We start from the raw sequence: 23,192 nt of genomic DNA, 5'->3' as shown, positions 1-23,192 counted from the left end.
GACCATTGCCGGGCGGGGCATCCAGAAGGACGACAAATGGCTAACGCGAAGGACATCCTCAAGCGCATCAAGGATGAGGAAATCGAATGGGTCGATCTGCGCTTCACCGATCCCAAGGGCAAGTGGCAGCACCTGACCATGGTCGCCTCGGTGCTGGGCGAGGATGAGCTGGAAGACGGCCTGATGTTCGACGGTTCGTCGATCGAAGGCTGGAAGGCCATCAACGAATCCGACATGATCCTGAAGCCCGATCTGGACGCGGTCTACACCGATCCGTTCAGCGCCACGCCGATGCTGATCATCTGCTGCGACATCGTCGAGCCCTCGACCGGCGACCTCTATGCCCGCGACCCGCGCTCGACCGCGAAGCGCGCTGAAGCCTATGTCCGCTCGGCCGGTTTCGGTGACACCGTCTATGTCGGTCCGGAAGCCGAATTCTTCGTGTTCGACGACGTCCGCTTCTACGACGGCTACAACGGCAACGGCTTCAGCATCGACGATATCGAACTGCCGACCAACTCGAACAAGCAGTACGAAGGCGGCAACATGGCGCACCGTCCGCGCGCCAAGGGTGGCTACTTCCCGGTGGCGCCGGTCGACAGCCTGGTCGACGTGCGCGGCGAAATGGTCTCGACCATGCTCGAAATGGGCCTGCCCTGCGACAAGCACCACCACGAAGTGGCAAGCGCGCAGCACGAACTGGGCCTGACCTTCGGCACGCTGGTGCAGACCGCTGACCGCATGCAGGTCTACAAGTATGTCGTGCAGCAGGTTGCCCATGCCTATGGCAAGACCGCGACCTTCATGCCGAAGCCGATCAAGGCCGACAACGGTTCGGGCATGCACACCCACATCTCGATCTGGGACGGCGGCAAGCCCCTGTTCGCGGGCAACGGCTATGCCGGTCTGTCGGACATGTGCCTCTACTTCATTGGCGGCGTGATCAAGCATGCCAAGGCCCTGAACGCGATCACCAACCCGACCACCAACAGCTACAAGCGCCTGGTGCCGGGTTACGAAGCCCCCGTGCTGCTGGCCTATTCGGCCCGCAACCGTTCGGCTTCGTGCCGCATTCCGTACGGTGCGGGTGACAAGGCCAAGCGCGTGGAATTCCGCTTCCCCGACGCGATGGCCAACCCCTACCTGTGCTATGCCGCGCTGCTGATGGCCGGTCTCGACGGGATCAAGAACAAGATCCACCCGGGCGAAGCCATGGACAAGAACCTGTACGATCTGCCGCCGGCCGAACTGGCCGAAGTGCCGACCGTCTGCGGCAGCCTGCGCGAAGCGCTGGAAGCCCTGGAAGCCGATCACGACTTCCTGCTGCAGGGCGGCGTCTTTACCAAGGACCAGATCGAAGCCTATATCGAACTGAAGTGGCCGGAAGTGATGCGCTGGGAAACCACGCCGTCGGCGGTCGAGTTCGACATGTACTATAGCCTCTGATCTCTGCGACCCGGTCAGAGGGTATCAGGAAGGGCGTCCGGAGCGATCCGGGCGCCCTTTTTGTCATGCCGGCGGCGCGACATTTCATTTTCCTACAGGGGTCCGTCTGGCTTAGTTGAATCGCCTCCTTTTCCCGCATGCGGAGGCCCGCCATGATTCCCCAGATTGATCGCAAACCCGTGTTCGATGCCGTGCGCCGCATGCTGCGCCGCAGCTTTACGGCGCGCGAGGTGCAGGCGCTCGACGCCGCGCTGGACCACGCGGCAGCACACCGCCCCCACGACCCGCCACCGCGCGCGGTCAGTCCGGCGGGGCTGGCCTTGATCCAGCGCTTTGAAGGTTGCGCCCGGGCGCTGGGCGACGGCACGTTTGCCGCCTATCCCGATCCCGGCACCGGTGGCGATCCGTGGACCATTGGCTGGGGAGCGACCGGCCCGGGCATCGGGCCCGGCACGATCTGGACCCAGGCGCAATGCGATGCACGGCTGGCATCCGACCTTGAGCGCTTTGCCGCCGAAGTGAACCGCGCGCTGGGCGATGCGCCAACCACCCAAGACCAGTTCGATGCGCTGGTCAGCTTTCACTACAACACCGGCGCCATCGCGCGATCGACGCTGATGCGGTTGCATCGCGCCGGCGATCACGCGGGCGCGGCGGCCGAATTTGGCAGGTGGGTGCATGCCGGAGGCCGAAAACTGACCGGGCTGGTGCGCCGCCGCGCGGCCGAAGCCGCGCTCTATGCAGGCAATTGCGTCGATTGTTAGTAATGCATACAAAAACCGACTTGCAATCCGGCGCGTGCGACCCGACATATCACGCAATTAATCGATCCATTAAGGGAGATTCGAGGATGCGCGAACTGCTGCAACATTACATCGACGGCAAGTGGGTGGACAGCGAAGGCGGCCAGCGCCGCGAAGTCATCAACCCCGCCACGGAAGAACCCTGCGCGGTCATCTCGGTCGGCACCAAGGCCGACGTGGACAAGGCCGTTGCCGCTGCCAAGCGCGCGTTCAAGACCTGGAGCCAGACCACCCGCGAGGAACGCCTCGCCGTGCTGAACCGCATTGTCGAGGAATACAAGAAGCGCGGCGCTGACCTCGCCGTCGCGATGGCCGAGGAAATGGGCGCGCCGGTCTCCTTCGCCGGGACGGCGCAGGTCGGTGCCGGGATCGGCGGCTTCCTGGGCACGATTGCCGCGCTGCAGGATTTCAACTTCCTCGAAGACGGCCCGGGCTACAAGGTCGCCTATGAACCGATCGGCGTCGTCGGCATGATCACGCCGTGGAACTGGCCGCTCAACCAGATCGCCCTGAAGGTCGCCCCGGCGCTGGCCGGTGGCAACACCATGGTGCTGAAGCCGTCCGAAGAATGCCCGACCAACGCCAAGATCTTTGCCGAGATCCTGGACGCCGCCGGCGTGCCGCCGGGCGTGTTCAACCTGGTCCAGGGCGATGGCCCGACCACCGGCAACGCGATTTCCAGCCACCCCGACGTCGACATGGTCAGCTTCACCGGCTCGACCCGCGCCGGCATCGCCGTGGCAATCGCCGCCGCGCCGACGGTCAAGCGCGTCCACCAGGAACTGGGTGGCAAGTCGCCGAACGTCGTCCTGCCCGACGCCGATTTCGCCAAGCACCTCCCGCCCACGCTCAGCGGCCCGCTGGTCAACACCGGCCAGTCGTGCATCTCGCCGACCAAGGTGCTGGTCCCGCGCGAGCGCATGGGTGAAGCAGCCGAATTCGCCAAGGCGATGTATTCGGCCACCCCGGTGGGCGACCCGATGGCCGAAGGCAACCACCTTGGCCCGGTGGTGAACAAGGCCCAGTTCGAAAAGGTCCGCGGTCTCATCCAGTCGGCCATCGACGAAGGCGCAAAGCTGGTTACCGGCGGCCCCGACCTGCCGGCCAACGTCAACCGTGGCTACTACATCCAGCCGACCGTCTTCACCGACGTGACCCCGGACATGCGCATCGCCAAGGAGGAAATCTTCGGCCCGGTCATCACCCTGATGGCCTATGACAACCTCGACCAGGCGATCGAACTGGCCAACGACACCGAATACGGCCTGTCGGCGGCGATTTCGGGCGATCCGGCCAAGGCGGCGGAAGTGGCACCCAAGCTGCGCGCCGGCATGGTGGCGATCAACAACTGGGGCCCCACCCCCGGCGCACCGTTCGGGGGCTACAAGCAGTCGGGCAACGGCCGCGAAGGCGGTCTGGCCGGCCTGAAGGACTTCATGGAAATGAAGGCGATCAGCGGCCTGCCCGCCTGATCATCCCGATCTCGCAAGAGCCAACAGCAGCCCCCTTCCCGCCCGCGCGGGGAGGGGGTTCTGCTTTGCGAGTGAAACAGACACGCAAACACCGCGCGGGCAGACCCGCCAAATGCCTGGAATTCCAGCGATCGGCGCGGATCAGAGGTCGAGCTTGTACTGCCCCTGCCCGCCGTGGGCGCCATCCTTGGTCGCTCCATCCACCAGCGGTTTGCCATCGAAGCGCTTGGCGGCGGCGGCGGCGATCAGGCGGTCCTGTTCTTGCTCATCGAAGCGTTCCCACCCGTCGCGGCCCAGCTTTTCCAGCGGCCTATAGCGCACCTTGTACTGCATCCGCGCCGAGCCATCGACCCAGTAGCCGAGGTAAACATAGGGCAAGCCCAGTTCGGCCGCGCGGCGGATGTGGTCAAGGATGATGTAAGTGCCAAGCCCCGTCCGGTTGGTCTGGTCCGGTTCGTAGAAGCTGTAGATCATCGACAGCCCGTCGCCCTGCTTGTCGGTCAGGCAGGCCCCGACCAGACGGCCCGGCGTGCCATCAATCGACGGTTCGCGGTATTCGATCACGTAGCTGTCGACCGGCGTGTGCTCCACCATGTCGGCAAAATCGACCTCGTCCATCGTCGCCATACCGCCGCCAGGGTGGCGGGCACCCAGGTAGCGTTGCAGCAGTTCGAACTGCTCCGCCGTGGACCAGGGGCGGCACAGCGTGGCAACAAGGTCGGAATTGCGCTTCAGGTTGCGGCGCTGGGTGGACGAAGGGCGAAATTCCTCTGCCACCACCCGCACGGACACGCAGGCCGTGCAATCAGCGCAGGACGGGCGATAGGCCACCGTCTGGCTGCGGCGGAAGCCGATCCGGCCCAATGCGTCGTTCAGTTCCCCCGCGTGCGGGCCCTTCAGTTCGGTGAACACCTTGCGCTCGCTGCGCCCCGGCAGATAGGGGCACGGGGCGGGGCTGGTGACAAAGAACCGGGGGAAGCGAACGGGAGCCGTCACGGGGCTGGGCAATCCTTCTGTACGACGCGATGCGACCGATATGGACAGCCGGACTCGGCGTTGAAAGAGTTTTAACCACAAATCACGGTTAACCGAGTCTTATTTTGCACAGGCGGACGCAAACCTGCGGCTCCGGCCGTGCAAAACGGGACAGCAGTGGCCGTGTTAGTTAAGTTCGACCTGAGTCACCGCGTAACCAGCCGCCTTGAGGCTGACGACCAGCTCGTCCAGTTGCTCCTTGTCGCGGGCCTCGCACTCGATATCGGTGATCAGGCCCTTGGCTGGCAGCGTGGTGAAGATCCGCTGGTGATAGATTTCGATGATGTTGACGTTGTGCGCGTCAAACAGCCCCATCACCTTAAACAGCGCGCCAGGGCGATCCTGCAAAGTCAGCCGCAGGCGCGCGAGGCGGCCCGACCGGGCCAGATCGCGCAGCAGCACGTTGGCCAGCAGGCGGGTGTCGATGTTGCCACCGGTCAGCACCACGCCAACCTTGCGGCCCGCGAACATCTCGCGGTTGGCCATGACGGCGGCCAGGCCGGCAGCCCCCGCGCCTTCAACCACGGTCTTTTCGATCTGCAGCAACAGCGCCAGCGCGCTTTCCAGCTGGCTTTCGTTGACCAGCACCACGTCGTCGAGCAGGTTGCCCAGCATCCGCGATGTGAAATCGCCCGGCACCTTCACCGCGATCCCTTCGGCCAGGGTATCCCCGCCGCAGCGCAAGTGCTGGTGCTTCAGCTTGTTGTACATCGACGGGAACAGCTTGGCCTGCACGCCGACCAGCTGGATATCCGGGCGGATCGCCCGCGCCGCCACACCCATCCCGGTGGACAGTCCGCCGCCGCCGATCGGGATCGCCAGCGTGTCGATCTCTGGCGCGTCTTCCAGCATTTCCAGCGCGACAGTCCCCTGCCCCGCCGCCACGTGCGGATCGTCGAACGGGTGGACGAACGTCAGGCCCAGTTCGGCTTCCAGCTGGCGGGCATGGGCATAGGCTTCGTCGAACGTTTCGCCATGCAAGACCACCTTGCCGCCCACCGCTTCGGTCTGCATGACCTTCACCGTCGGCGTCGGACGCGGCATGACGATAGTAACCGGCAGCCCCAGCCGGGTGCCGTGATAGGACAGGCCCTGCGCATGGTTACCAGCCGATGCCGCGATCACCCCGCGCTGGAGCCGCTCCGGATCAAGCTGCAGCATCGCGTTGAGCGCACCGCGTTCCTTGTAGGCGGCGGTGAACTGCAGGTTCTCGAACTTCAGCCAGATTTCCGCGCCGGTGATCTGGCTGAGCGTGCGCGAATAGAGCGTGGGCGTGCGCACCACCGCGCCCGCAATTCGCCCCGCCGCCGCGCGTACGTCGTCGATCGTCAGCAGCGAAGCCGCAGTGCCTGCGGCAAGGGGAGCGGGCTTGGTCATATCCCGGCGGCCCTAACGGAAACGGGGTTGGCATGCAAACGGCTTGGGCAGTGACGCTCTTTTGCCACTTATCGTTAAGCGAGAAGGCTTGGCGAATTAACCGTGTTGGTTGAGGTAATCGCGACCTCCAGTGGCTAAACCTGCCGTCCGTTCCCATGGGTCGCACAACCATGAGGAAGCGCCCGGCATGATCAGCAAGCGTCCAGACCCCCTGCTGGCCACCGGCGTTGCGCTGGCGCTGCTAGGCACCCCGGCCACCGCGCAGGCTGGTGCGACCGTGACCGGCCCTGTCACTGCGGAAGTGCTGGAAGAAATCCAGTTCGCCGTGCTGCTCGACATGGATTTCGGACGGATCGCGGTCAACGGCGCGGGCGGCGTGGTCGAACTGGACCCCGGCAGCAACAACCGGATGTGCGACAGCGGCCTGATCTGCACCGGCAGCTTTGCGGTATCGCAGCTGCATCTGACCGGCTCCGACGCCAACGTGCAGGTCAACTTTACCCCGACCTTCACGCTGACCGGCCCCGGCGATCCGATGCTGGTGGAGCCGCAGTTTCCCGGCGGCCCCGGCGCGGTGATCAACCTGACGGGCGGCGCCCGCACGGTGAAGTTCGGCGCGCGGCTGCACATCAATCCGCTGCAGGCGCCCGGCGTCTACAGCGGCGATTTCTCGATCGATCTGGAATACCACTGACGCCAAGGTGGATTTGTCGGCCCGGCCCGATTAACACGCGTGGCATGACCGAACCGAAAAACGTATCGTTCCTGGGCCTGGGCGTAATGGGCGGCGCCATTGCCCGCCATATCGGCAATGCCGGGCACACCCTGACCATCTACAATCGCACGCCTGCGCGCGCGGAAAAGTGGCAGGCGGCCAACCCCGGCCTGACCGTGCGCGTTGCCACCAGCCCCGCCGAAGCAGCCGAGGGCGCGGACGTGGTGCTGACCTGCGTCGGCAACGACGATGACCTGGCGGACGTCGTGCTGGGGCCGACCGGCGTGTTCACCGCGCTGAAGCCCGGCGCGACCTTTATCGACCACACCACCGTGTCCGCACGGATTGCCCGCCAGATCGCCGTCGAAGCGCGCGATCTGGAAGTGCACTGCGTCGACGCGCCCGTCACCGGCGGGCAGGCGGGCGCGGAAAACGGCCAGCTGACCGTGATGTGCGGCGGCCGTGCCGACGCGATCGAGGCGGCCCGCCCGATCATGGAAGCCTATACCAAGCGGATCGTCCACGTCGGCAAGGCCGGGTCCGGTCAGAGCACCAAGATGGTCAACCAGATCGCCTTTTCCGGCATCCTCGCCACCCTGTCGGAAGCACTGCGCTTTGCCGAGGCCGCGCATCTCGATCTCGACAAGGTCTACGAGGCGATTTCCGGCGGTGCCTCGCAAAGCTGGCAGATGGACAACCGCTGGCACACGATGGCCCGCGACGAGTTCGACTTCGGCTTCGCGATTGACTGGATGCGCAAGGATCTGGGCCTGACGCTGGAGGAAGGCCGCTCGCTGGGCGTTTCCCTGCCCGTGACGGCGCTAATCGACCAGTTCTATGCCGAAGTGCAGGCCATGGGCGGCGGGCGGCAGGATACCTCCGCGCTCGTGCGCCGCCTGCCACGCCGGGGGAAAGCGTGATCCGTCTCGCGATCACGAGCGCACTCGCGCTTGCCCTCGCTGCCCCCGCCCAAGCTGACACGCTGATCGATAACGTGGACGGCATGACCCTGGACGCAACGGGCGGGGTTGATCGCTTCACCGGACTGCTGGTGGGCGACGATGGCCGCATCGTGCAAGTGCTGCGCCGGGGTGACAAGCGACCGGGCAAAGTCGATTACTTCGTCGACGGCAAGGGCCAGTTCCTGATGCCGGGGCTGATCGACAGCCACGGCCACGTCATGGGGATCGGGTTTGGCGCGCTGACGCTGGACCTGTCGGAAACGACTTCGCTGGCGCAGGCGCAGGCAAAGATCGCCGCCTATGCTGCCGCGCATCCAGACCGCCCGTGGATTCTGGGGCGCGGCTGGAACCAGGAACTCTGGGGCCTTGGCCGGTTTCCGACCGCTGCCGAACTCGACGCGGTGGTGGGCGACAAGCCGGTCTGGCTGACCCGCGTCGATGGTCATGCCGGCTGGGCAAACAGCAAGGCGCTGGCGGCGGCGGGCATTACCGCACTGACGAAAGACCCGGCGGGCGGCAAGATCGAGCGCGTGGCGACGGGCGGCAAGCCGACCGGTGTACTGGTCGATGCCGCAATGGACCTGGTGGAGAAATTCGTGCCCACCCCGCGCCCCGAAGACCGCGATCTGGCGCTCGCCACGGCGCAGGACCTGCTGCTGGCCCGCGGCGTGACCGCGATGGCCGACATGGGCACTACGATCGAGGACTGGCAAGCCTATCGCCGGGCGGGCGACAACGGCACGCTGCGGCTGCGGATCATGGCCTATGCCGGCGGGACCGAGGCGATGGAACTGATCGGTGGCCCCGGCCCTTCCCCCTGGCTCTATGACGACAAGCTGCGCCTCAATGGCGTGAAGCTCTATGTCGATGGCGCGCTGGGATCGCGCGGGGCGTCGCTCAAGGCGCCCTATGCCGATGCGCCGCACACGCGGGGACTGCGCATCACCAGCGACACCCAGCTGAAAAACCTGATGAGCCGTGCCGCGCTCGACCGGTTCCAGCTTGCGATCCATGCGATTGGCGACGAGGCCAACGCCGGCGTGCTGGCCGCGATCGAGGACATGAGCGCGACCTACACAGGTGACCGACGCTGGCGGATCGAGCATGCGCAGATCGTCGATCCGGCGGATTTCGCGCGGTTCGGCCGGCATGGCATCATTGCCTCGATGCAGCCGGTCCACCAGACCTCCGACCGGCTGATGGCCGAAGCCCGACTGGGGCCGCAGCGCCTGACGGGCGGCTATGCGTGGAAATCGCTGGCCACGACCGGCGCAAAGCTGGCGTTCGGATCGGATGCGCCGGTTGAACTGCCGGACCCGTTTGCGGGCCTCGCCGCCGCGATCACCCGGCAGGGACCGGACGGCCAGCCCTTTGGCGGTTGGCAGCCGCAGGAGCGCCTGACCCGAGAGGAAGCGTTGGCGGCTTATACCATGAACGGCGCTTATGCCGGTTTTGCGGAAGGCCGGTTCGGGCGCCTGGTGCGGGGCGAACGCGCCGACTTCCTGCTGGTTGACCGCGATCCGCTGCTCGCCACCCCGTCCGACTTGCGGGCCACACAAGTGCGGCAGGTCTGGATCAACGGGCGATTGGCCTGGGATGCGGCAACGGCCAAACGCTGAGCGACCTCAAGGAGCAGCGGTTTCCTCGGCCTCGGCCGCGGCCGCTTCGGCGGCGTCCTTGCGCTCGCCCAGCCGCATGATCAGTAGCGAGCCTTCGAACAGCAGCCACATCGGCACCAGCAGCATCAGCTGCGAAACAACGTCCGGCGGCGTGATGACCGCCGCCAGTGCGGTGATCGCCACGATCACATAGCGCCGCGCCGCCGTGAGTTGCTGACGGCTGACGATCCCCGCGCGGTTGAGCAGCAGCAGCAGGACCGGCAGCAGGAAGCTGATTCCGAAGGCCAGGATGAACTGCATCACCAGTGACAGGTAATCCCCCGTCCCCGGCAAGGCTTCCAGGCTGAGCCCGCCCTTGTTGCCTTCAAACGTCAGGAAAAACCGGAACGCGGTGGGCATCACCAGGTAATAGGCCAGCGCCGCCCCGGCGGTGAACAGGATCGGGGTGGCGATCAGGAACGGCAGGAACGCCTTTTTTTCCCGCGCGTAGAGCCCCGGCGCGACGAACGCCCAGAGCTGGTTGGCGATAATCGGAAAGCTGACGAAGAATGCCGCGAACAGCGCCACCTTGATCTCCACGAAGAACGCTTCGTAGAGCTTGGTGTAGATCAGCTTGCCCTCGCCCGCCGGGAAAGCGGCGGTCAGTGGCTTGACCAGAAAGCTGAAGATATCGTCCGCAAAATAGAAGCACACGCAGAACGCCAGCCCCAGCGCCAGGAACGAACGCACCAGCCGAGTCCGCAGCTCGATCAGATGGTCGAGCAGCGGGGCCTGCGTTTCATCGATGTCGCGGACGTTGAAGACCATGTGTGTGCGCTCTCAACGCTGCTCTGCGGGCGGCGGGGCGGCCGGTTCGACCGGCGTGGCCGTGCCAGTGCCGGGATCTGTCCCGACCAGCGCGGTTTCCGCCGAGCCGGGCGGATGCTGCGCCATGATCCGCGCGTTCTGTTCGCGCCACTGCTTTTCCATCTCTTCCAGTTCCGCTTCGCGGATCATGGTTTCGATGCCGGTGCGGAAATGGCCGGAAACGCGCCGCACTTTCGCAATCCAGCGCCCCGCCGTGCGCAGCGCGCGGGGCAGTTCCTTGGGACCGATGACGATGATCGCGATGATCACCGTCAGCAGCATTTCATCCCAGCCGATATCGAACATGGCGTGTCTCCGCCGGAACCGGCGGAATTACTGCGGGTTCGACGGCTTCGACGCGTCGATCACGGTTTCGCTGGCCGGGGCAGCCGGACTGGCGGCGGGCGGCGGAATCTGCTGGGCCGGCGGAGCAGGCGGCTGCTGGGCATTGGCTTCATCGGCCATGCCCTGCTTGAAGCTCTTGATGCCCTTGCCAAAGTCACCCATCATTTCGGAGATGCGGCCACGGCCGAACAGCACCAGCACCACCAGCGCCAGAACGATCAGGTGGGGAAGCGACAGACCCATCGAAACAACTCCTGCAAATCACGGGGCACGGCGACAAGGCGCCTGCCGGTTTACCCCTGCCCGGGTGCATTTAGGCGATGTTGCCCCGCATTGCGAGTCAGTCTGCCGATTCTTCGTCAGGTGAAGCCGCCTGCTCATCCCCGGCCTCCATGGCCGAAGCCAGCGCGTCCTCCACCGGATCGAGCAGCCCGGCAGCGCGCAATTCGTCGATCCCCGGCAGGTCGCGGCGCGATTCAAGCCCGAAGTGAGTCAGGAAATCCGCGGTGGTGGCATAGATCACCGGCCGCCCCGGCACTTCACGCCGCCCGGCAATCCGCACCCAGCCTGCCTCCAGCAACACGTCGAGCGTGCCCTTGGCCGTCTGCACACCGCGAATGCTCTCGATCTCGGCGCGGCTGACCGGCTCGTGATAGGCAACGATTGCCAGCACCTCCGTCGCGGCGCGCGACAGCCGGCGCACGTCCTCCTTCTCGCGCCGCAGCAGGTGCGCCAGATCGGGCGCGGTCTGGAAATGCCAGCGCCCGCCGCGCTCCACCAGGTGAATCCCGCGCCCGTCATAGTGCCGCGCCAGCTCCAGCAGCGCCCCCCGGACATCGGCCCCACCCAGATGCGCGCCAATCGCCTCGGCGCTCATCGGCTCTCCTGCCGCAAACAGCGCGGCCTCCACCGCCCGGACCAGATCATCGGGCGGCGGCGTGGTCATGCCCGGATGCCTTTCAGCAGCAACGGACCAAAAGTTTCCTCCTGACGCAGCTCAGCCTTGCCCAGCCGCGCCAGTTCCAGCGCGGCAACAAAGCTGGACGCCAGCGCCGAGCGCTTGAGGCGCGGGTCCGCATGGGGCGGCAGGAAATCGCGCAGCTCCATCCAGTCCAGGTTTACCCCCAGCAGCGAAGACACCCGCGACAGCGCGGAATCCAGCGTCATCACCATCCGGTCGCGGACCATGTGCACCACGGGCGCGGTGCGCGCCTTGACCTGACCATAGGCCTGGATCAGCGCGAACATGTCGCACTGCCACTTGTGTTTGCGCTCCACCCGCAGTCCCTCGGGTGCGCCGCGCAGGAACACGTCGCGGCCCAGCCGGTCCCGCCCCATCAGCCGCGCCGCCGCATCGCGCATCACCGCCAGCCGTTGCAGCCGCAGATGCAGGCGCAGTGCCAGTTCTTCCGGGCTGGGATCAGGCTGCTCCTCACGCGGGAGCAGCAGCGCCGATTTCAGGTAGGCCAGCCAGGCGGCCATCACCAGATAGTCCGCCGCCAGTTCCAGCCGCAGTTCGGTCGCCCGCTCGATATAGGTGAGATACTGATCGACCAGTTCGAGGATCGAAATCCGCCGCAGATCGACCTTTTGCCGCCGGGCAAGATCGAGCAGCAGGTCGAGCGGCCCTTCCCACCCGTCCAGTTCCAGATAGAGCGCGGCATCATCCGGCGCAGCGGCCGTGCCGACGCCTTGCCAGTCATCGTCCAGCGTGATGGCAGGGCCGTCGATCAACTCGCTCACGCCGCTGCCTCCACCAACCGCAGCAGCGCATCGCGCTTTGCCAGCAATTCAACCTGAATGCCCGATGCCCCGTCCAGCCGGGTCACGGCCAGCGCGCGGTCCAGCCGCTGCGCCGCCGCCGCGCTCATCGCCGGACAGCGCGCGGCGATCCCGGCCATGTCGTCCAGCTTGGCCCAGCAGTTGAGCGCAATGTCGCAGCCTGCCGCCAGCGCCACTTCCGCCCGCTGCGGCACCGTGCCGTCCAGTGCCTGCATATCAAGGTCATCGGTCAGCAGCAGCCCGTCAAACCCGATGCGCTTGCGGATGATCTCCGCCACCACGAACGGTGACTGCGTGGCCGGATGATCCGCATCCCACGCGGTAAAGCGGATATGCCCCGTCATCGCCATCGGCGCATCGGCAAGCGCCTTGAACGGGGCGATATCGCTTTCCAGTTCAGCCGCGCTGGCGGTGACGGTCGGCAATTCCTTGTGACTGTCGGCCATGGCGCGGCCATGCCCCGGCATGTGCTTGATCGTGCCGACCACGCCCGCGCGGGCCAGCCCGTCCAGCACCGCCCGGCCAATCGCCGCCACACGCAGCGGCTCGCTGCCATAGGCGCGATCGCCGATTACATCATGGGCGCCGGGCTGGCGCACATCGAGCACGGGGGCGTGCGTGCAAGTGATGCCGACTTCGGCAAGGTCATGACCCAGCGCCTCGGCATTGGCGCGGGCCGCCTCAATCGCGGAAGCGGGGGCGAGGTCAAACAGCCGGTCGAATGCCGCACCGGCCGGATAGGACAACCATTCCGGCGGTTTCATCCGGGCCACCCGCCCGCCCTCCTGATCGATCGTGATCAGCAGGCGGTCCCGTCCGTGCAAGTCGCGCAAACTGTCGGTCAGCGCGCGCAGCTGGGCGCGGCTTTCGACATTGCGGCCGAACACGATATAGCCCGCCGGGTCCGCGTCCTTGAAAAAGGCGCGCTCGTCAGCGGTCAGGGTCAGACCGGACAGGCCGAAGATAGCGGGCGTCATGGACGATCGATTCGCAGCAACCGGCCGATTTCGCAAGCGCAGGCGCGCACCGGAATGTGCAAAAGCCCCGGCCGGTCGCGCCTTATTTGACCTGGCAGGAAATCCCGGCGGCCTTCAGCTTGCCGCAGAGCGCTTGCGCCGAGGCCGCGTCGGGCGCCACCGCCTGCAGGCGATAGACCGTGCCGATATCGGCATTGCCCGCGATCACGCGGTGCGGCACGCCCGACAGGACGGCCCCGGCCTGGCCGACCAGCTTGGTCCAGCCTGCCTCCGCCGTCGCCTTGGACGAGAACGCGCCAACCTGCACGCCAACCCCGCCACTGGCCGCAGCCGGTGCGCCCGTGGGTGCAGCAGCGGGAGCCGCTGTCTGCGCAGGGACCACCGCCGGCGCGGGCGCCGGGGCAACCGGGGCACCAGCCTCACCGCCCAGTTGCGGCGGGCGGTTCTGCCCTTCGGACACGGCAAAGCTGCTGTCGCCGGTGCCATCGAACGTCTTGCCGCCCGGATCCTGCGGTGCCTCCTTGTAAGGCTGGTCGGGCGCTTCAATCACGCTGCCATCGGCCACCAGATCCGGATCGGGGCCGCGATTGGTGATCCACCAGATGCCGCCGACGATCGCTGCCAGCGCCACCAGCCCCATCAGCACGAACCCGGCAAGCTTGCCGTTAGCGGAATCCTGCGGCTCGTCCCAGTCATCCTCGGGCGATTCCAGCCAGGGCAGGCGCTCTTCCTCTTCGGCCAGGGTCAGCTGCTCGGTTTCGAGCGGCTGATCGTCGTGCTCCTGATCCCCGGTTTCCCAAGGCTGGAGTTCGTCATCCCGGTTCCGATCGTCGGTCGCGCCCATCATTCCTACATTTCCTCCACCGCCTCGACGCCCAGCAGCGCCAGTCCGTTGCGGATCAGTTGCCCGATTTGCGTGGCAAGATAAAGCCTTGCACCAGTAAGGTTAATATCCTGTGCCACGATGAAGCGCTTTTCCGGGCGATCGTTGCCAAGGTTCCAGTAACCATGAAGCGCGGCGGCCAGATCGTAGAGGTAGAAGGCCACTCGGTGCGGCTCCCGCGCGGCGGCGGCGGCTTCGATCAGGCGGGGGAACTGCGCGGCCAGCTTGATCAGGCCCAGCTCCTCCTCGCCCAGCAGTTCCAGATGATCAGCAGACGGGGCCATGCCTTCACCCGCGGCCTTGCGCAGGGTCGAACGGATCCGGGCGTGTGCATACTGCACATAGAACACCGGGTTGTCCTTGCTCGCTTCGACCACCTTGTCGAAGTCGAAGTCCATCTGCGCATCGGGCTTGCGGGTCAGCATGGTAAACCGGACGACATCCTTGCCGACCATTTCGACCACGTCGGCCAGCGTGACGAAATTGCCCGCCCGCTTCGACATCTTGAACGGCTGGCCGCCCTTCATCAGCTGGACCATCTGCACCAGCTTGACCTCGAACGGCGTCGGCTTGCCCTCTGCCCCGGTCATCGCGGCAACCGCGGCCTTGATCCGCTTGACCGTGCCGGCATGGTCCGCGCCCCAGATATCGACCAGCGCATCGGCGCTCTGGGCCTTCTGGAAGTGATAGGCCAGGTCCGCGCCGAAATAGGTCCAGCTGCCGTCCGACTTCTTGATCGGGCGGTCCTGATCGTCGCCGAACTTCGTGGAGCGGAACAGCGGCAGTTCGACCGGTTCCCAGTCTTCGGGGGTCTTGCCCTTGGGCGCTTCCAGATGGCCGTCATAGACCAGATCATGCGCGCGCAGCCACGCTTCGGCCTCGTCCGGCTTGCCCGCGGCCTGCAGTTCAGCCTCGGAACTGAACAGGTCATGATGGATGCCAAGCAGCGCCAGATCGGCCTTGATCATCACCAGCATGGCCGCAACCGCGCGGTTGCGGAACAGCGCCAGCCATTCGCTGTCGGGAGCGGCGGCATACTTGTCGCCAAACTCGCGCGCCAGGTCCTGCCCGACCGGGATCAGGTATTCGCCGGGGTAGAGTCCTTCGGGAATGTCCCCGACGTTCTCGCCCAGCGCCTCGCGGTAGCGAACATGGACAGAGCGCGCGAGCACGTCGACCTGCGCACCGGCATCGTTGACGTAGTATTCGCGGATCACCTTGTGCCCGGCCGCTTCCAGCAGGCTGGCCAGCGCATCGCCCACCACCGCGCCGCGGCAGTGGCCCATGTGCATCGGCCCGGTCGGGTTGGCGGAGACGTATTCGACGTTGACCGTGGTGCCCGCCCCGACGGTGGAGCGGCCATAGTCGTTGCCCAGCGCGGCGATCGTGCGCAGCTCGTCCAGCCAGGCGGCGGCGTTCAGGCGCAGGTTGATGAAGCCCGGCCCGGCAATCTCGGCGGCAGTGACGGACGGGATCTTCGCCAGTTCCGTCACCAGCGCCTCGGCCAGCGCGCGCGGGTTCAGGCCGGCGGGCTTGGCCAGCACCATCGCGGCGTTGGTGGCCAGATCGCCATGGGCGGGATCGCGCGGCGGCTCGACCGCCACGGCGGCGCGGCTGAGCCCGGCAGGCAGCGTGCCTGCGGCTTTCAGCGCATCCAGCGCAGCGGCAACATGGCCCGCAAAGGCCGCGTGAAGAGTGGTCTGCTGTGTCATGGCGCGGCGGTTAGCGGGTTTCGGCCCGCTTGCAAATCCTCCGCGTCAGCGCTCCATCACCGCGTGGCGTTGTAGGTCAGCTGATCCTGCGACAACTGGAAGCCCACCAGCACTTCGAAGGTAGCGCGGGTGACAGCCGCCTTGACCTCGGGCCGCGACAGCGGATCGACCGCCGCATCGGCATCGCCCGCCTTGCGCTTGCGGGTGATCTGTTCGCGGATATCGGCCGGAATCGTCGCCTCGGCCTTGTCGATATAGGCCGAACCCGCCCCGCTGGCCGAAGCGCGTTCCTGCCCATCGGCAAAGTTCAGCGTCACTTCGCCCACGCGCTTGGAAATCACGGCGGTGCCGCCGCGCAGCACGGTGACGAAATAGGGCACGGTCACACTGCGCGCGCCGCGCGTGTCGGTGCGGCGGGCCAGCACGTCGAACGTGGCGGTCGCGTAGACCTTGTCGCCCGAATCGTTGCAGGTGTTGCGCACGTTGGTCAGCGCGGCGACCAGATCGATATTGTCCGCCGTGGTCACACCGGGCGTGCGGAACAGGGTGATATCGCCAGTGTAATCGGGCACCCCAACTGCCGGGCAGGCGGTGCGGACCGCGGTGATGCCCACGCCTTCGTCAACCACGATGTCCCCGGTCCCCCGGCATCCGGCCAGGGCAATGGCAAGAACGGTGGCGGTAGTCAGGCGGGTGCGAAGCTTCATCTATTCGGTCCTTCACGCGGATGCGTGCGCCTGCCCTAGCGGTGCGCGCGGCAAAGCGCTAGTGGGGCGAACATGAACGCGCCCTTTCCAGCTTCCGAAAAGCCCTCCCTCCGCCTGCTGCTGGCCGCCCCGCGCGGCTTTTGCGCCGGGGTCGACCGTGCGATCGAGATTGTCGAGCGCGCGCTCGAACGGTTCGGCAAGCCGGTCTATGTCCGGCACGAAATCGTTCACAACCGCTATGTCGTCGATGGGCTGAAGGCCAAGGGCGCGGTGTTCGTCGAGGAACTGGATCAGGTCCCGGATGGCGCGCAAGTGGTGTTCAGCGCCCACGGCGTGCCCAAGTCGGTCCCTGCCGCCGCCACCGCGCGCGGGCTGGACTGGCTGGATGCCACCTGCCCGCTGGTCAGCAAGGTTCACCGGCAGGCCGAACGCCAGATCGAGGCGGGGCGGCACATCCTGTTCATCGGCCATGAAGGCCACCCCGAAGTGATCGGGACGATGGGACAGGTGCCGGCTGGCAGCATCACGCTGGTTGAAACGGTCGCCGATGTGGCCGGGCTGGACTTTCCCGCCGGCACGCCGCTGGCCTTCCTCACCCAGACCACGCTGTCGGTCGACGACACGGCGGAAATCGTCGCGGCGCTGCAGGCGCGCTTTCCCCAGATCGTGGCGCCCAAGGCCGAGGACATCTGCTATGCCACCTCCAACCGGCAGGCGGCGGTCAAGGCGATCGCCCCGCAGTGCCAGCTGGTGCTGGTGATCGGCGCGCCCAACAGTTCCAATTCGCTGCGGCTGGTTGAAGTGGCCGAACGCTGCGGCGCGCGCGCATATCTGGTTCAGCGCGCGACCGAGATCGACCCGGCGTGGTTCGACGGGGTGGAAACCATGGGCCTGACCGCCGGGGCGTCTGCGCCGGAAACGCTGGTCAACGAAGTGGTCGACCGGATTGCGCAGCTGCGCGATGTTACCGTGGAACAGGTCGTTTCGGCCGAGGAGAACATGGTGTTCAAGCTTCCTCGTCAGCTGCTGGACTGAGCGCGCACCATGGCCGTCTACACTCATCTCGGGGCGGAAACGCTGGCCAGCCTGATCGCCGAATTCGACGTCGGTGAACTGATCAGTGCCAAGGGCATTGCCGAGGGGATTTCCAACAGCAACTGGCTGATCGACACCACCGGCCGCGATGGGGCGGGCGCACGCTTCATCCTGACGATGTATGAATACCGCATCGAGCTGGAGGATCTGCCGTTCTTCCTCTCGCTGCTGGATCATCTGGCCGCAAAGGGCTGCCCGGTGCCGCGCACGATCCATGACCGGTCGGGCCAGCTCTATCGCAAGCTGGGCGACAAGGCGGTGGCGCTGATCGAATTCCTGCCCGGCGTTTCGGTGAGCGAACCCACCCCGGGACAGGCCTGCGCGGTGGGTCAGGCGCTGGCGCAGTTGCACCTCGCCGCCGCTGACTTTCCGCAGGCCCGTGCCAACGGCATGGGTCCGGCCGAATGGCTGCGGCTGGCCGATGCCTGCGGGGCAGCTGGCCTGGCCAGCATCGATGCCGGGTTTGCGGCGCAAGTCGCGCAGGAATTGCCGCAACTGGTCGCGCAGTGGCCCGCCGACCTGCCGCGCGGCGTGATCCATGCGGACCTGTTTCCCGACAACGTGCTGATGCTGGGCGATACGGTCAGCGGGCTGATCGACTTCTATTTCGCCTGCACCGACCTCTTGGCCTATGACGTGGCTGTGACCCACGCCGCGTGGTGCTTTGATGGCACGGGTCGCGATTTCGACCCCGCGATCTCCAGCGCCCTGCTGGCAGGCTATGAAAGCGTCCGCCCGCTCACTCCGGCTGAACGCGCGGCCCTGCCGCTGCTGGCGCGCGGAGCGGCCATGCGTTTTGCCATGACGCGGGCGTGGGACTGGATGAACACGCCGGCAGATGCGCTGGTGATGCGCAAGGACCCGCTGGCCTATGCCCGGCGGCTGGCGTTCTATGGCGATCCGGCCAACGCAGGCGTGTTTGAGCAAGGATGACCGACGCCGCCGGCATGAAACGGGTCGAGGTGTTCACCGACGGCGCGTGCAAGGGTAACCCCGGCCCCGGCGGCTGGGGCGCGGTGCTGCGCATGGGCCCGCATGAAAAGGAACTGTCGGGCAGTGAACCCGGCACCACCAACAACCGCATGGAACTGACCGCGGTGATCGAGGCGCTGGGCGCGCTCAAGCAGCCCTGCGAGGTGCACCTGCACACCGACAGCCGCTATGTGATCGATGGCATCACCAGCTGGATTTTCGGCTGGCAGAAGAACGGCTGGAAAACCGCCGCAAAGAAGCCGGTGCTGAACGCCGACTTGTGGCAAGTCCTGCTGGCCGCCACCCGCCCGCACAAGATCAAGTGGATCTGGGTAAAGGGCCACGCGGGCCATCCCGAGAACGAGCGCGCCGACAAGCTGGCCAGTGACGCGGCAGAGAGTTTGCGGCGGTAAGGCGCGGCGGTCAACCGCCCGGCCTTGGCAGGACGGGCGGCCAAGTCATTTATTCAACCGTCGTGTCAACCACTTCGGCTTCAGGTCCGTTCTTCTTGATCGATTCGATCGCGTTCTTCGCGCTGGCCTTGCTGCTGTAGCCTTCGGTCCAGAAAATCGTTTCCGAATTGTAGCAGAAATAGGCCACGAACTCGCCAGCCTTGTTCTTGCGGATTTCAAAACGGTGGGCCATGCCATCCTCCTTCGCGGGTGATGGCACAGCTTACCGTAAATATCCGGATTCGCTAGCGAAAGCGCGCAGGCGTGTATGGCGCGGGATCAACCGTTCCGGCGGCCTGCCCCAGCAACTGGCGCAGCGCCACCTCGGCAGCTGCCGGAGCGGTCTGAATGCCGAACCCGCCCTGCCCCGCAAACCAGAAGAACCCATCCACCGCCGGATCGAAGCCATAGACGGGTAACCGGTCGGGCGCGAAGCTGCGCAGACCGGCCCACTTGTGCTCGATCCGCTGGATCCGCCAATCGACGACATGCTCGAACCGGTCGATCGCCAGTGCCACGTCCAGTTCCTCCGGCGCGGCATCACAGGGCGGGCTGGGGGTTTCGTCATGCGGGCTGAGCCACAGCTTGCCCGCTTCGGGCTTGAAATAGAACAGCTCGTCGATGCCCAGCACCAGCGGCAGATCGGCCGGCGGGGGCGGTTCCAGCCGCAACTGCGCCACCGTGCGGCGATAGGGCTGGATGCCGATGCGCGGCACCCCGGCCCGTTCTGCCACTTCGTCCGCCCAGGCTCCGGCAGCGTTGACCAGCACCGCGGCGCAAAGCTCGCGCCCGTCCGCCAGCGTGATCCGCCAGTGATCGCCGTCCCGCACCGCACCGGTCAGCCGCGCATGGCACAGCAGCTCGGCCCCGCCGCGCCGCGCTTCGCCCAGCCAGTGCTGGTGCAGCCCCGCCACGTCGATGTCGCAGCAGTCCGGCTCCAGCGCGCCGGCTGCCCATTCGCCATGCAGCCCCGGCAGCCGCAGTTCCAGCGCTCCGCGTTCCAGCCGTTCCACCCGCACGCCCAGCGCGCGGTAGGTGGCGATGAAATTGTCCAGCTCGGCCAGTTCGCTGGTGCGCGCCAGAGTCAGCGCGCCGCGTTCCGTCAGGAATCCGTGCTTGTGCAGGAACGGTCCCGACGCGGTGGTCAGCGGCTGCACCCCCGGCCCGCCATAGCTTTCGGTCCAGAACGCCGCAGACCGCCCGGTGGAATGATAGCCCGGCTGCGCCTCTGCCTCCACCAGCGCGACGCGCCCATGCGCCACCAGTCCGGCGGCAAGCGACGCGCCTGCGATCCCGGCCCCTATGACCGCGAAATCAAACTGCTCGGCCATCGTGGTTACTGCTCCCCGCCCCCGGCAATCCGGTCCAGAAAGGCATCGGCAGCGGCCAGTGCTGGCACCCGCACCGCATCCGCCTCACGCAGCACCTCGTGGTGCGAAGCCGTGCCATAGTTGACCAGCTGCGCGTTCGGCAGCCGCGCCGCCGCGCGGGCGATGGCCCCATAGCCGACCAGCTTGTCGTTGTCGGTCGCCAGGATCAGCACCGGCTGGCGCACGCCTTCCAGCGACCGCCCCGCAAACAGCCCGCGCATCGAGGCATAGGCCCGTTCCACCCAGCCCCAGCTGCCCGGCCCCATCACCAGTTCGGGCCGCGCCTCGCGCCACCACAGTTCATCGGCGTAGCGATCCGCATCGTGGGTCAGCAGGTGGGCGCGCGCCTCCAGCGGTTCGCCGGGCTTCTCGCTCCACTTCCAGGCCGGACGGCGCGGATCGCCCAGTGCCTTCATCAGCCGCGCGGCAGTGTGCATCACCGGATCGGGCAGGACACTGGCAGTAAAGCCAAGCATCGGCGCGGACAGCAGCAATCCGGCGGGATCGAGGCGCCCTTCGGCCACCGCGCGCAGTGCCAGGTGCCCGCCCATCGAGTGGCCGGCCAGTACATGCGGCCCCGGCGTGGCCGCCCGCCAATCGGCCCAGAGCGCGGCCAGATCGTTTACCCAGGTGGCAAAGTCATCGATGTGGCCGGTGACGGCATCGTTGCCGAGCCTCCCTGACCCGGCCTGACCGCGCCAATCCGCCGCCGTGACGTGCCAGCCCAGGCCATGCCAGTGATCCAGCGTTTCCAGATACTTCTCGTAGAAGTCCCCCCGCCCCGGCAGGAACAGGATCGAACCCCTGGCGGCTTCTGGGGCGGTCGGCCAGTCAATCCGGCGGATGACATGGCCATCGGGTGCGGACCAGCGGCTTTCGCGCGCGGAAATCGGGATGGAGCGCCGGTCGAACGGGTCTGTCACGTGGCTAATTCCAGCCTCTTGGGGGTGGTTACTTTTTGGTAAGCCCTGCCCTGTACACCCCCTGATGACCTTGGGGGGCGCAATGCCGGACTTCGAATTTCGTTACCTATTGCTGGGGGGCTTGGCAATCGCGCTGCTGATCGCGGCGATTACCGATATTCGCCGCCGCCAGATCGACAACTGGCTGACGCTGACCATCGCCGCCGGCGCACCGCTGTACTGGTGGGCCAGCGGCATGAGCTTCATGCCCGGCATCGCCTGGCAGCTGGGGCTGGCCGCGCTGACCTTTGCCGTTCTGTTCGCCATGTTCGCGCTGGGCGTGATGGGCGGCGGCGACGTGAAATTGCTGACCGCCGTGGCGCTGTGGATCGCGCCCTTGTGGTTCATGCGGCTGGTGATCGTCATGTCGATCATCGGCGGGCTGCTGACGCTGGCGATGTGGATCCACCACCGCGCCACAAAGCGGACCGGCCGCCTCGCCATTCCCTACGGAGTAGCCATCGCCAGTGCGGGATTGTGGGCCCTGTTTGCCCAGCATCGCGCACTGTTTCACCTACCGGTCAATGCGGCCGGGTTCGGGTGAACCGGATTTTAACCAGTTTGCCCGATTGAGACGTCTGAATGTCGGGATTTTTTCTAGGGGGCTTGCACAGCCATGGATAAGAAGAAGCTGATGCTGCTGCTTGGCGCACTGGTCATTGCGATCGGTACGGCCACGGCTGCGCGGAACCTGCTGACGGGTGGCTCCACCCCCGATGCGGAAGCGGCCCAGCAAGTGCCCAAGGGCCCCAAAGTGCTGGTCGCCCAGCGCGGACTGCCGATCGGCACCATCCTGACGGCGGATTCCGTTTCCTTCCAGCAGTGGCCGAAGGAAATGGTGCAGGACGCCTACTTCCTGGATGGCGAAGCGGACATCAACAAGCTGCTCGGCACGGTCGTGCGCTATCCGATCACCGCCGGCCAGCCGCTGACCCAGGGCGCGCTCGTCGCGCCGGGTGACCGCGGCTTCCTGGCCGCCGCCCTCGGGCCGGGCATGCGGGCCATCACCATTCCCGTTTCGCAGAAGACCGGCGTGGCCGGGTTCGTCTTTCCGGGCGACCATGTCGACCTGATGCTGACCCAGACCGTCAAGGCTACCGACGGCGGGGAATCGCTGAAGACCGCCGAGACGATCCTGCGCAACGTCCGCGTGCTGGCCACCGACCAGTCGACCCAAAGCGAAACCAAGGACAACGGCAAGACCGTGGTCCGCGCGTTCCGTACTGTCACGCTGGAAGTGACGCCCAAGATCGCGGAAAAGATCACCGTCGCCCAGACGCTCGGCACGATCAGCCTCGCCCTGCGCTCCATCGCGGACAACCAGGCCGAACTGGATCGCGCGATTGCCAACGGCAGCGTCAAGGTGCCGGCTGGCGCGACCAAGGAGCAGGAAGAAGCCCTGCTCAAGACCGCGCTGGGCCGTCCCAATGATGGCGGCACCACCTTCGTGACCGGCGGCGACGTGTCGCGCTTCCAGCGCCGCACCGTTCCGCCGACCCGGCTGGAAGCGGCCAAGCAGGTCGCCGAGGCTGCCGTTAACGCCTATGCCGACCGCGCGGGCATGCCGCCCGCCGCAGCCGCCAAGCCCGCCGCTCCGGCCGGACCCGTGGTCCGCGTGACGCGCGGCAAGAACACCGTCGAAGAACAGGTGGGCCGTTAA

25 protein-coding genes are annotated in these 23,192 nt (G+C 66.5%); 11 read left to right on the top strand and 14 right to left on the bottom strand.

Features of this window, described 5'->3' with window-relative positions:
* Positions 1-36: 36 nt before the first annotated feature.
* The 3 genes from glnA (at position 37) to IE113_RS09525 (ending at position 3,721) form a co-directional block, all read left to right on the top strand.
* Positions 37-1,446 (top strand): type I glutamate--ammonia ligase, encoded by a 1,410-nt coding sequence (gene glnA, locus IE113_RS09535; RefSeq protein WP_189540823.1) that lies wholly within the window; start codon positions 37-39, stop codon positions 1,444-1,446.
* A gap of 152 nt (positions 1,447-1,598) precedes the next feature.
* Positions 1,599-2,210, top strand: coding sequence for a lysozyme (locus IE113_RS09530; RefSeq protein ID WP_189540822.1), 612 nt, complete (start codon positions 1,599-1,601; stop codon positions 2,208-2,210).
* Between the two features lie 86 nt (positions 2,211-2,296).
* Positions 2,297-3,721 carry an aldehyde dehydrogenase family protein gene (locus IE113_RS09525; protein WP_189540820.1) on the top strand — a complete coding sequence of 475 codons (1,425 nt, stop codon included), beginning with the start codon at positions 2,297-2,299 and terminating at the stop codon, positions 3,719-3,721.
* Between the two features lie 141 nt (positions 3,722-3,862).
* Here IE113_RS09525 and IE113_RS09520 read toward each other — a convergent pair whose 3' ends face one another.
* Together IE113_RS09520 and IE113_RS09515 are read right to left on the bottom strand one after the other, a co-directional pair.
* On the bottom strand, positions 3,863-4,717 hold the full coding sequence (locus tag IE113_RS09520; RefSeq protein ID WP_189540818.1) for an arginyltransferase: 855 nt from the start codon (positions 4,715-4,717) through the stop codon (positions 3,863-3,865).
* A gap of 165 nt (positions 4,718-4,882) precedes the next feature.
* The gene (locus IE113_RS09515) at positions 4,883-6,133 is read right to left on the bottom strand and encodes a threonine ammonia-lyase (RefSeq protein WP_189540816.1); all 1,251 of its coding nucleotides are present in this window, start codon (positions 6,131-6,133) and stop codon (positions 4,883-4,885) included.
* A gap of 187 nt (positions 6,134-6,320) precedes the next feature.
* Between IE113_RS09515 and IE113_RS09510 the strand changes: the two genes are divergently transcribed.
* Genes IE113_RS09510 through IE113_RS09500 form a run of 3 tightly spaced genes read left to right on the top strand, consistent with a single transcriptional unit; the run spans position 6,321 to position 9,429 of the window.
* A complete protein-coding gene (locus tag IE113_RS09510) occupies positions 6,321-6,827 on the top strand; it encodes a DUF4402 domain-containing protein (protein WP_189540814.1) in 507 nt (168 codons plus the stop codon).
* Between the two features lie 44 nt (positions 6,828-6,871).
* Positions 6,872-7,768: an NAD(P)-dependent oxidoreductase gene (locus tag IE113_RS09505; protein ID WP_189540812.1), complete on the top strand. Its 897-nt coding sequence runs from the start codon at positions 6,872-6,874 to the stop codon at positions 7,766-7,768.
* A complete protein-coding gene (locus tag IE113_RS09500) occupies positions 7,765-9,429 on the top strand; it encodes an amidohydrolase (RefSeq protein WP_229822260.1) in 1,665 nt (554 codons plus the stop codon). Before IE113_RS09505 ends, IE113_RS09500 begins: the two co-directional genes overlap by 4 nt.
* 6 nt (positions 9,430-9,435) lie before the next feature.
* Here the strand turns inward: IE113_RS09500 and tatC are convergent, their stop codons facing one another.
* The 9 genes from tatC to IE113_RS09455 all read right to left on the bottom strand — a co-directional run bounded on the left by tatC (position 9,436) and on the right by IE113_RS09455 (position 16,681).
* Positions 9,436-10,236: a twin-arginine translocase subunit TatC gene (gene tatC / locus IE113_RS09495; RefSeq protein WP_189540810.1), complete on the bottom strand. Its 801-nt coding sequence runs from the start codon at positions 10,234-10,236 to the stop codon at positions 9,436-9,438.
* A gap of 12 nt (positions 10,237-10,248) precedes the next feature.
* Positions 10,249-10,581 (bottom strand): Sec-independent protein translocase protein TatB, encoded by a 333-nt coding sequence (gene tatB / locus IE113_RS09490; protein ID WP_189540808.1) that lies wholly within the window; start codon positions 10,579-10,581, stop codon positions 10,249-10,251.
* 27 nt (positions 10,582-10,608) lie between these two features.
* Entirely contained in the window at positions 10,609-10,863 is a 255-nt protein-coding gene (gene tatA, locus IE113_RS09485; RefSeq protein ID WP_189540806.1) for a twin-arginine translocase TatA/TatE family subunit, read from the bottom strand.
* 97 nt (positions 10,864-10,960) lie between these two features.
* Positions 10,961-11,566, bottom strand: coding sequence for an SMC-Scp complex subunit ScpB (scpB, locus tag IE113_RS09480; protein ID WP_189540804.1), 606 nt, complete (start codon positions 11,564-11,566; stop codon positions 10,961-10,963).
* Positions 11,563-12,354, bottom strand: coding sequence for a segregation and condensation protein A (locus IE113_RS09475; RefSeq protein WP_373297862.1), 792 nt, complete (start codon positions 12,352-12,354; stop codon positions 11,563-11,565). Before IE113_RS09475 ends, scpB begins: the two co-directional genes overlap by 4 nt.
* Before the next feature lie 5 nt (positions 12,355-12,359).
* Complete coding sequence (gene nagZ, locus IE113_RS09470; protein ID WP_189540802.1) at positions 12,360-13,379, bottom strand: beta-N-acetylhexosaminidase; 1,020 nt, start codon at positions 13,377-13,379, stop codon at positions 12,360-12,362.
* Between the two features lie 82 nt (positions 13,380-13,461).
* Positions 13,462-14,223, bottom strand: a complete 762-nt coding sequence (locus IE113_RS09465) for an SPOR domain-containing protein (protein ID WP_229822258.1) — start codon at positions 14,221-14,223, stop codon at positions 13,462-13,464.
* 5 nt (positions 14,224-14,228) lie between these two features.
* Positions 14,229-15,974, bottom strand: coding sequence for an arginine--tRNA ligase (gene argS, locus IE113_RS09460; RefSeq protein ID WP_189540800.1), 1,746 nt, complete (start codon positions 15,972-15,974; stop codon positions 14,229-14,231).
* A 56-nt stretch (positions 15,975-16,030) separates the two neighbouring features.
* Positions 16,031-16,681 (bottom strand): hypothetical protein, encoded by a 651-nt coding sequence (locus IE113_RS09455; protein WP_189540799.1) that lies wholly within the window; start codon positions 16,679-16,681, stop codon positions 16,031-16,033.
* A 72-nt stretch (positions 16,682-16,753) separates the two neighbouring features.
* Between IE113_RS09455 and ispH the strand changes: the two genes are divergently transcribed.
* The 3 genes from ispH to rnhA are packed head-to-tail and all read left to right on the top strand — an operon-like array spanning position 16,754 to position 19,161.
* Complete coding sequence (ispH, locus tag IE113_RS09450; protein WP_189540798.1) at positions 16,754-17,716, top strand: 4-hydroxy-3-methylbut-2-enyl diphosphate reductase; 963 nt, start codon at positions 16,754-16,756, stop codon at positions 17,714-17,716.
* Positions 17,717-17,725: 9 nt separating this feature from the next.
* Positions 17,726-18,709 (top strand): homoserine kinase, encoded by a 984-nt coding sequence (thrB, locus tag IE113_RS09445; protein ID WP_189540797.1) that lies wholly within the window; start codon positions 17,726-17,728, stop codon positions 18,707-18,709.
* Between the two features lie 14 nt (positions 18,710-18,723).
* Entirely contained in the window at positions 18,724-19,161 is a 438-nt protein-coding gene (rnhA, locus tag IE113_RS09440; RefSeq protein WP_189541353.1) for a ribonuclease HI, read from the top strand.
* Between the two features lie 49 nt (positions 19,162-19,210).
* On the opposite strand, the gene IE113_RS09435 is transcribed toward rnhA, so the two are convergent.
* Genes IE113_RS09435 through IE113_RS09425 form a run of 3 tightly spaced genes read right to left on the bottom strand, consistent with a single transcriptional unit; the run spans position 19,211 to position 21,493 of the window.
* Positions 19,211-19,393 (bottom strand): YegP family protein, encoded by a 183-nt coding sequence (locus IE113_RS09435; protein ID WP_189540795.1) that lies wholly within the window; start codon positions 19,391-19,393, stop codon positions 19,211-19,213.
* Between the two features lie 52 nt (positions 19,394-19,445).
* Entirely contained in the window at positions 19,446-20,531 is a 1,086-nt protein-coding gene (locus IE113_RS09430; protein ID WP_189540793.1) for an NAD(P)/FAD-dependent oxidoreductase, read from the bottom strand.
* A 5-nt stretch (positions 20,532-20,536) separates the two neighbouring features.
* Positions 20,537-21,493, bottom strand: coding sequence for an alpha/beta hydrolase (locus tag IE113_RS09425; RefSeq protein WP_229822255.1), 957 nt, complete (start codon positions 21,491-21,493; stop codon positions 20,537-20,539).
* A 121-nt stretch (positions 21,494-21,614) separates the two neighbouring features.
* On the opposite strand from IE113_RS09425, the gene IE113_RS09420 reads away from it, so the two are divergent.
* Together IE113_RS09420 and cpaB are read left to right on the top strand one after the other, a co-directional pair.
* Positions 21,615-22,076 carry an A24 family peptidase gene (locus IE113_RS09420; RefSeq protein ID WP_308430056.1) on the top strand — a complete coding sequence of 154 codons (462 nt, stop codon included), beginning with the start codon at positions 21,615-21,617 and terminating at the stop codon, positions 22,074-22,076.
* 72 nt (positions 22,077-22,148) lie between these two features.
* Positions 22,149-23,192: a Flp pilus assembly protein CpaB gene (gene cpaB, locus IE113_RS09415; RefSeq protein ID WP_189540789.1), complete on the top strand. Its 1,044-nt coding sequence runs from the start codon at positions 22,149-22,151 to the stop codon at positions 23,190-23,192.

Source organism: Novosphingobium arvoryzae (assembly GCF_014652615.1).
In the GTDB taxonomy this organism is placed as follows: domain Bacteria; phylum Pseudomonadota; class Alphaproteobacteria; order Sphingomonadales; family Sphingomonadaceae; genus Novosphingobium; species Novosphingobium arvoryzae.
The sequence above is the reverse complement of the archived record's forward strand: the minus strand, read 5'-3'. Positions and strand labels throughout refer to the sequence as shown.

Excerpts from the sequence above, each read along its gene's own strand:
- IE113_RS09435 (WP_189540795.1), bottom strand. The coding sequence starts at position 19,393 with ATGGCCCACCGTTTTGAAATCCGCAAGAACAAGGCTGGCGAGTTCGTG.
- tatA (WP_189540806.1), bottom strand. The coding sequence starts at position 10,863 with ATGGGTCTGTCGCTTCCCCACCTGATCGTTCTGGCGCTGGTGGTGCTG.
- argS (WP_189540800.1), bottom strand. The coding sequence starts at position 15,974 with ATGACACAGCAGACCACTCTTCACGCGGCCTTTGCGGGCCATGTTGCC.
- IE113_RS09525 (WP_189540820.1), top strand. The coding sequence starts at position 2,297 with ATGCGCGAACTGCTGCAACATTACATCGACGGCAAGTGGGTGGACAGC.
- IE113_RS09455 (WP_189540799.1), bottom strand. The coding sequence starts at position 16,681 with ATGAAGCTTCGCACCCGCCTGACTACCGCCACCGTTCTTGCCATTGCC.
- IE113_RS09465 (WP_229822258.1), bottom strand. The coding sequence starts at position 14,223 with ATGGGCGCGACCGACGATCGGAACCGGGATGACGAACTCCAGCCTTGG.
- IE113_RS09430 (WP_189540793.1), bottom strand. The coding sequence starts at position 20,531 with ATGGCCGAGCAGTTTGATTTCGCGGTCATAGGGGCCGGGATCGCAGGC.
- tatC (WP_189540810.1), bottom strand. The coding sequence starts at position 10,236 with ATGGTCTTCAACGTCCGCGACATCGATGAAACGCAGGCCCCGCTGCTC.
- IE113_RS09515 (WP_189540816.1), bottom strand. The coding sequence starts at position 6,133 with ATGACCAAGCCCGCTCCCCTTGCCGCAGGCACTGCGGCTTCGCTGCTG.
- thrB (WP_189540797.1), top strand. The coding sequence starts at position 17,726 with ATGGCCGTCTACACTCATCTCGGGGCGGAAACGCTGGCCAGCCTGATC.
- scpB (WP_189540804.1), bottom strand. The coding sequence starts at position 11,566 with ATGACCACGCCGCCGCCCGATGATCTGGTCCGGGCGGTGGAGGCCGCG.
- tatB (WP_189540808.1), bottom strand. The coding sequence starts at position 10,581 with ATGTTCGATATCGGCTGGGATGAAATGCTGCTGACGGTGATCATCGCG.
- rnhA (WP_189541353.1), top strand. The coding sequence starts at position 18,724 with ATGAAACGGGTCGAGGTGTTCACCGACGGCGCGTGCAAGGGTAACCCC.
- IE113_RS09510 (WP_189540814.1), top strand. The coding sequence starts at position 6,321 with ATGATCAGCAAGCGTCCAGACCCCCTGCTGGCCACCGGCGTTGCGCTG.
- nagZ (WP_189540802.1), bottom strand. The coding sequence starts at position 13,379 with ATGACGCCCGCTATCTTCGGCCTGTCCGGTCTGACCCTGACCGCTGAC.
- glnA (WP_189540823.1), top strand. The coding sequence starts at position 37 with ATGGCTAACGCGAAGGACATCCTCAAGCGCATCAAGGATGAGGAAATC.
- IE113_RS09530 (WP_189540822.1), top strand. The coding sequence starts at position 1,599 with ATGATTCCCCAGATTGATCGCAAACCCGTGTTCGATGCCGTGCGCCGC.
- IE113_RS09505 (WP_189540812.1), top strand. The coding sequence starts at position 6,872 with ATGACCGAACCGAAAAACGTATCGTTCCTGGGCCTGGGCGTAATGGGC.
- ispH (WP_189540798.1), top strand. The coding sequence starts at position 16,754 with ATGAACGCGCCCTTTCCAGCTTCCGAAAAGCCCTCCCTCCGCCTGCTG.
- cpaB (WP_189540789.1), top strand. The coding sequence starts at position 22,149 with ATGGATAAGAAGAAGCTGATGCTGCTGCTTGGCGCACTGGTCATTGCG.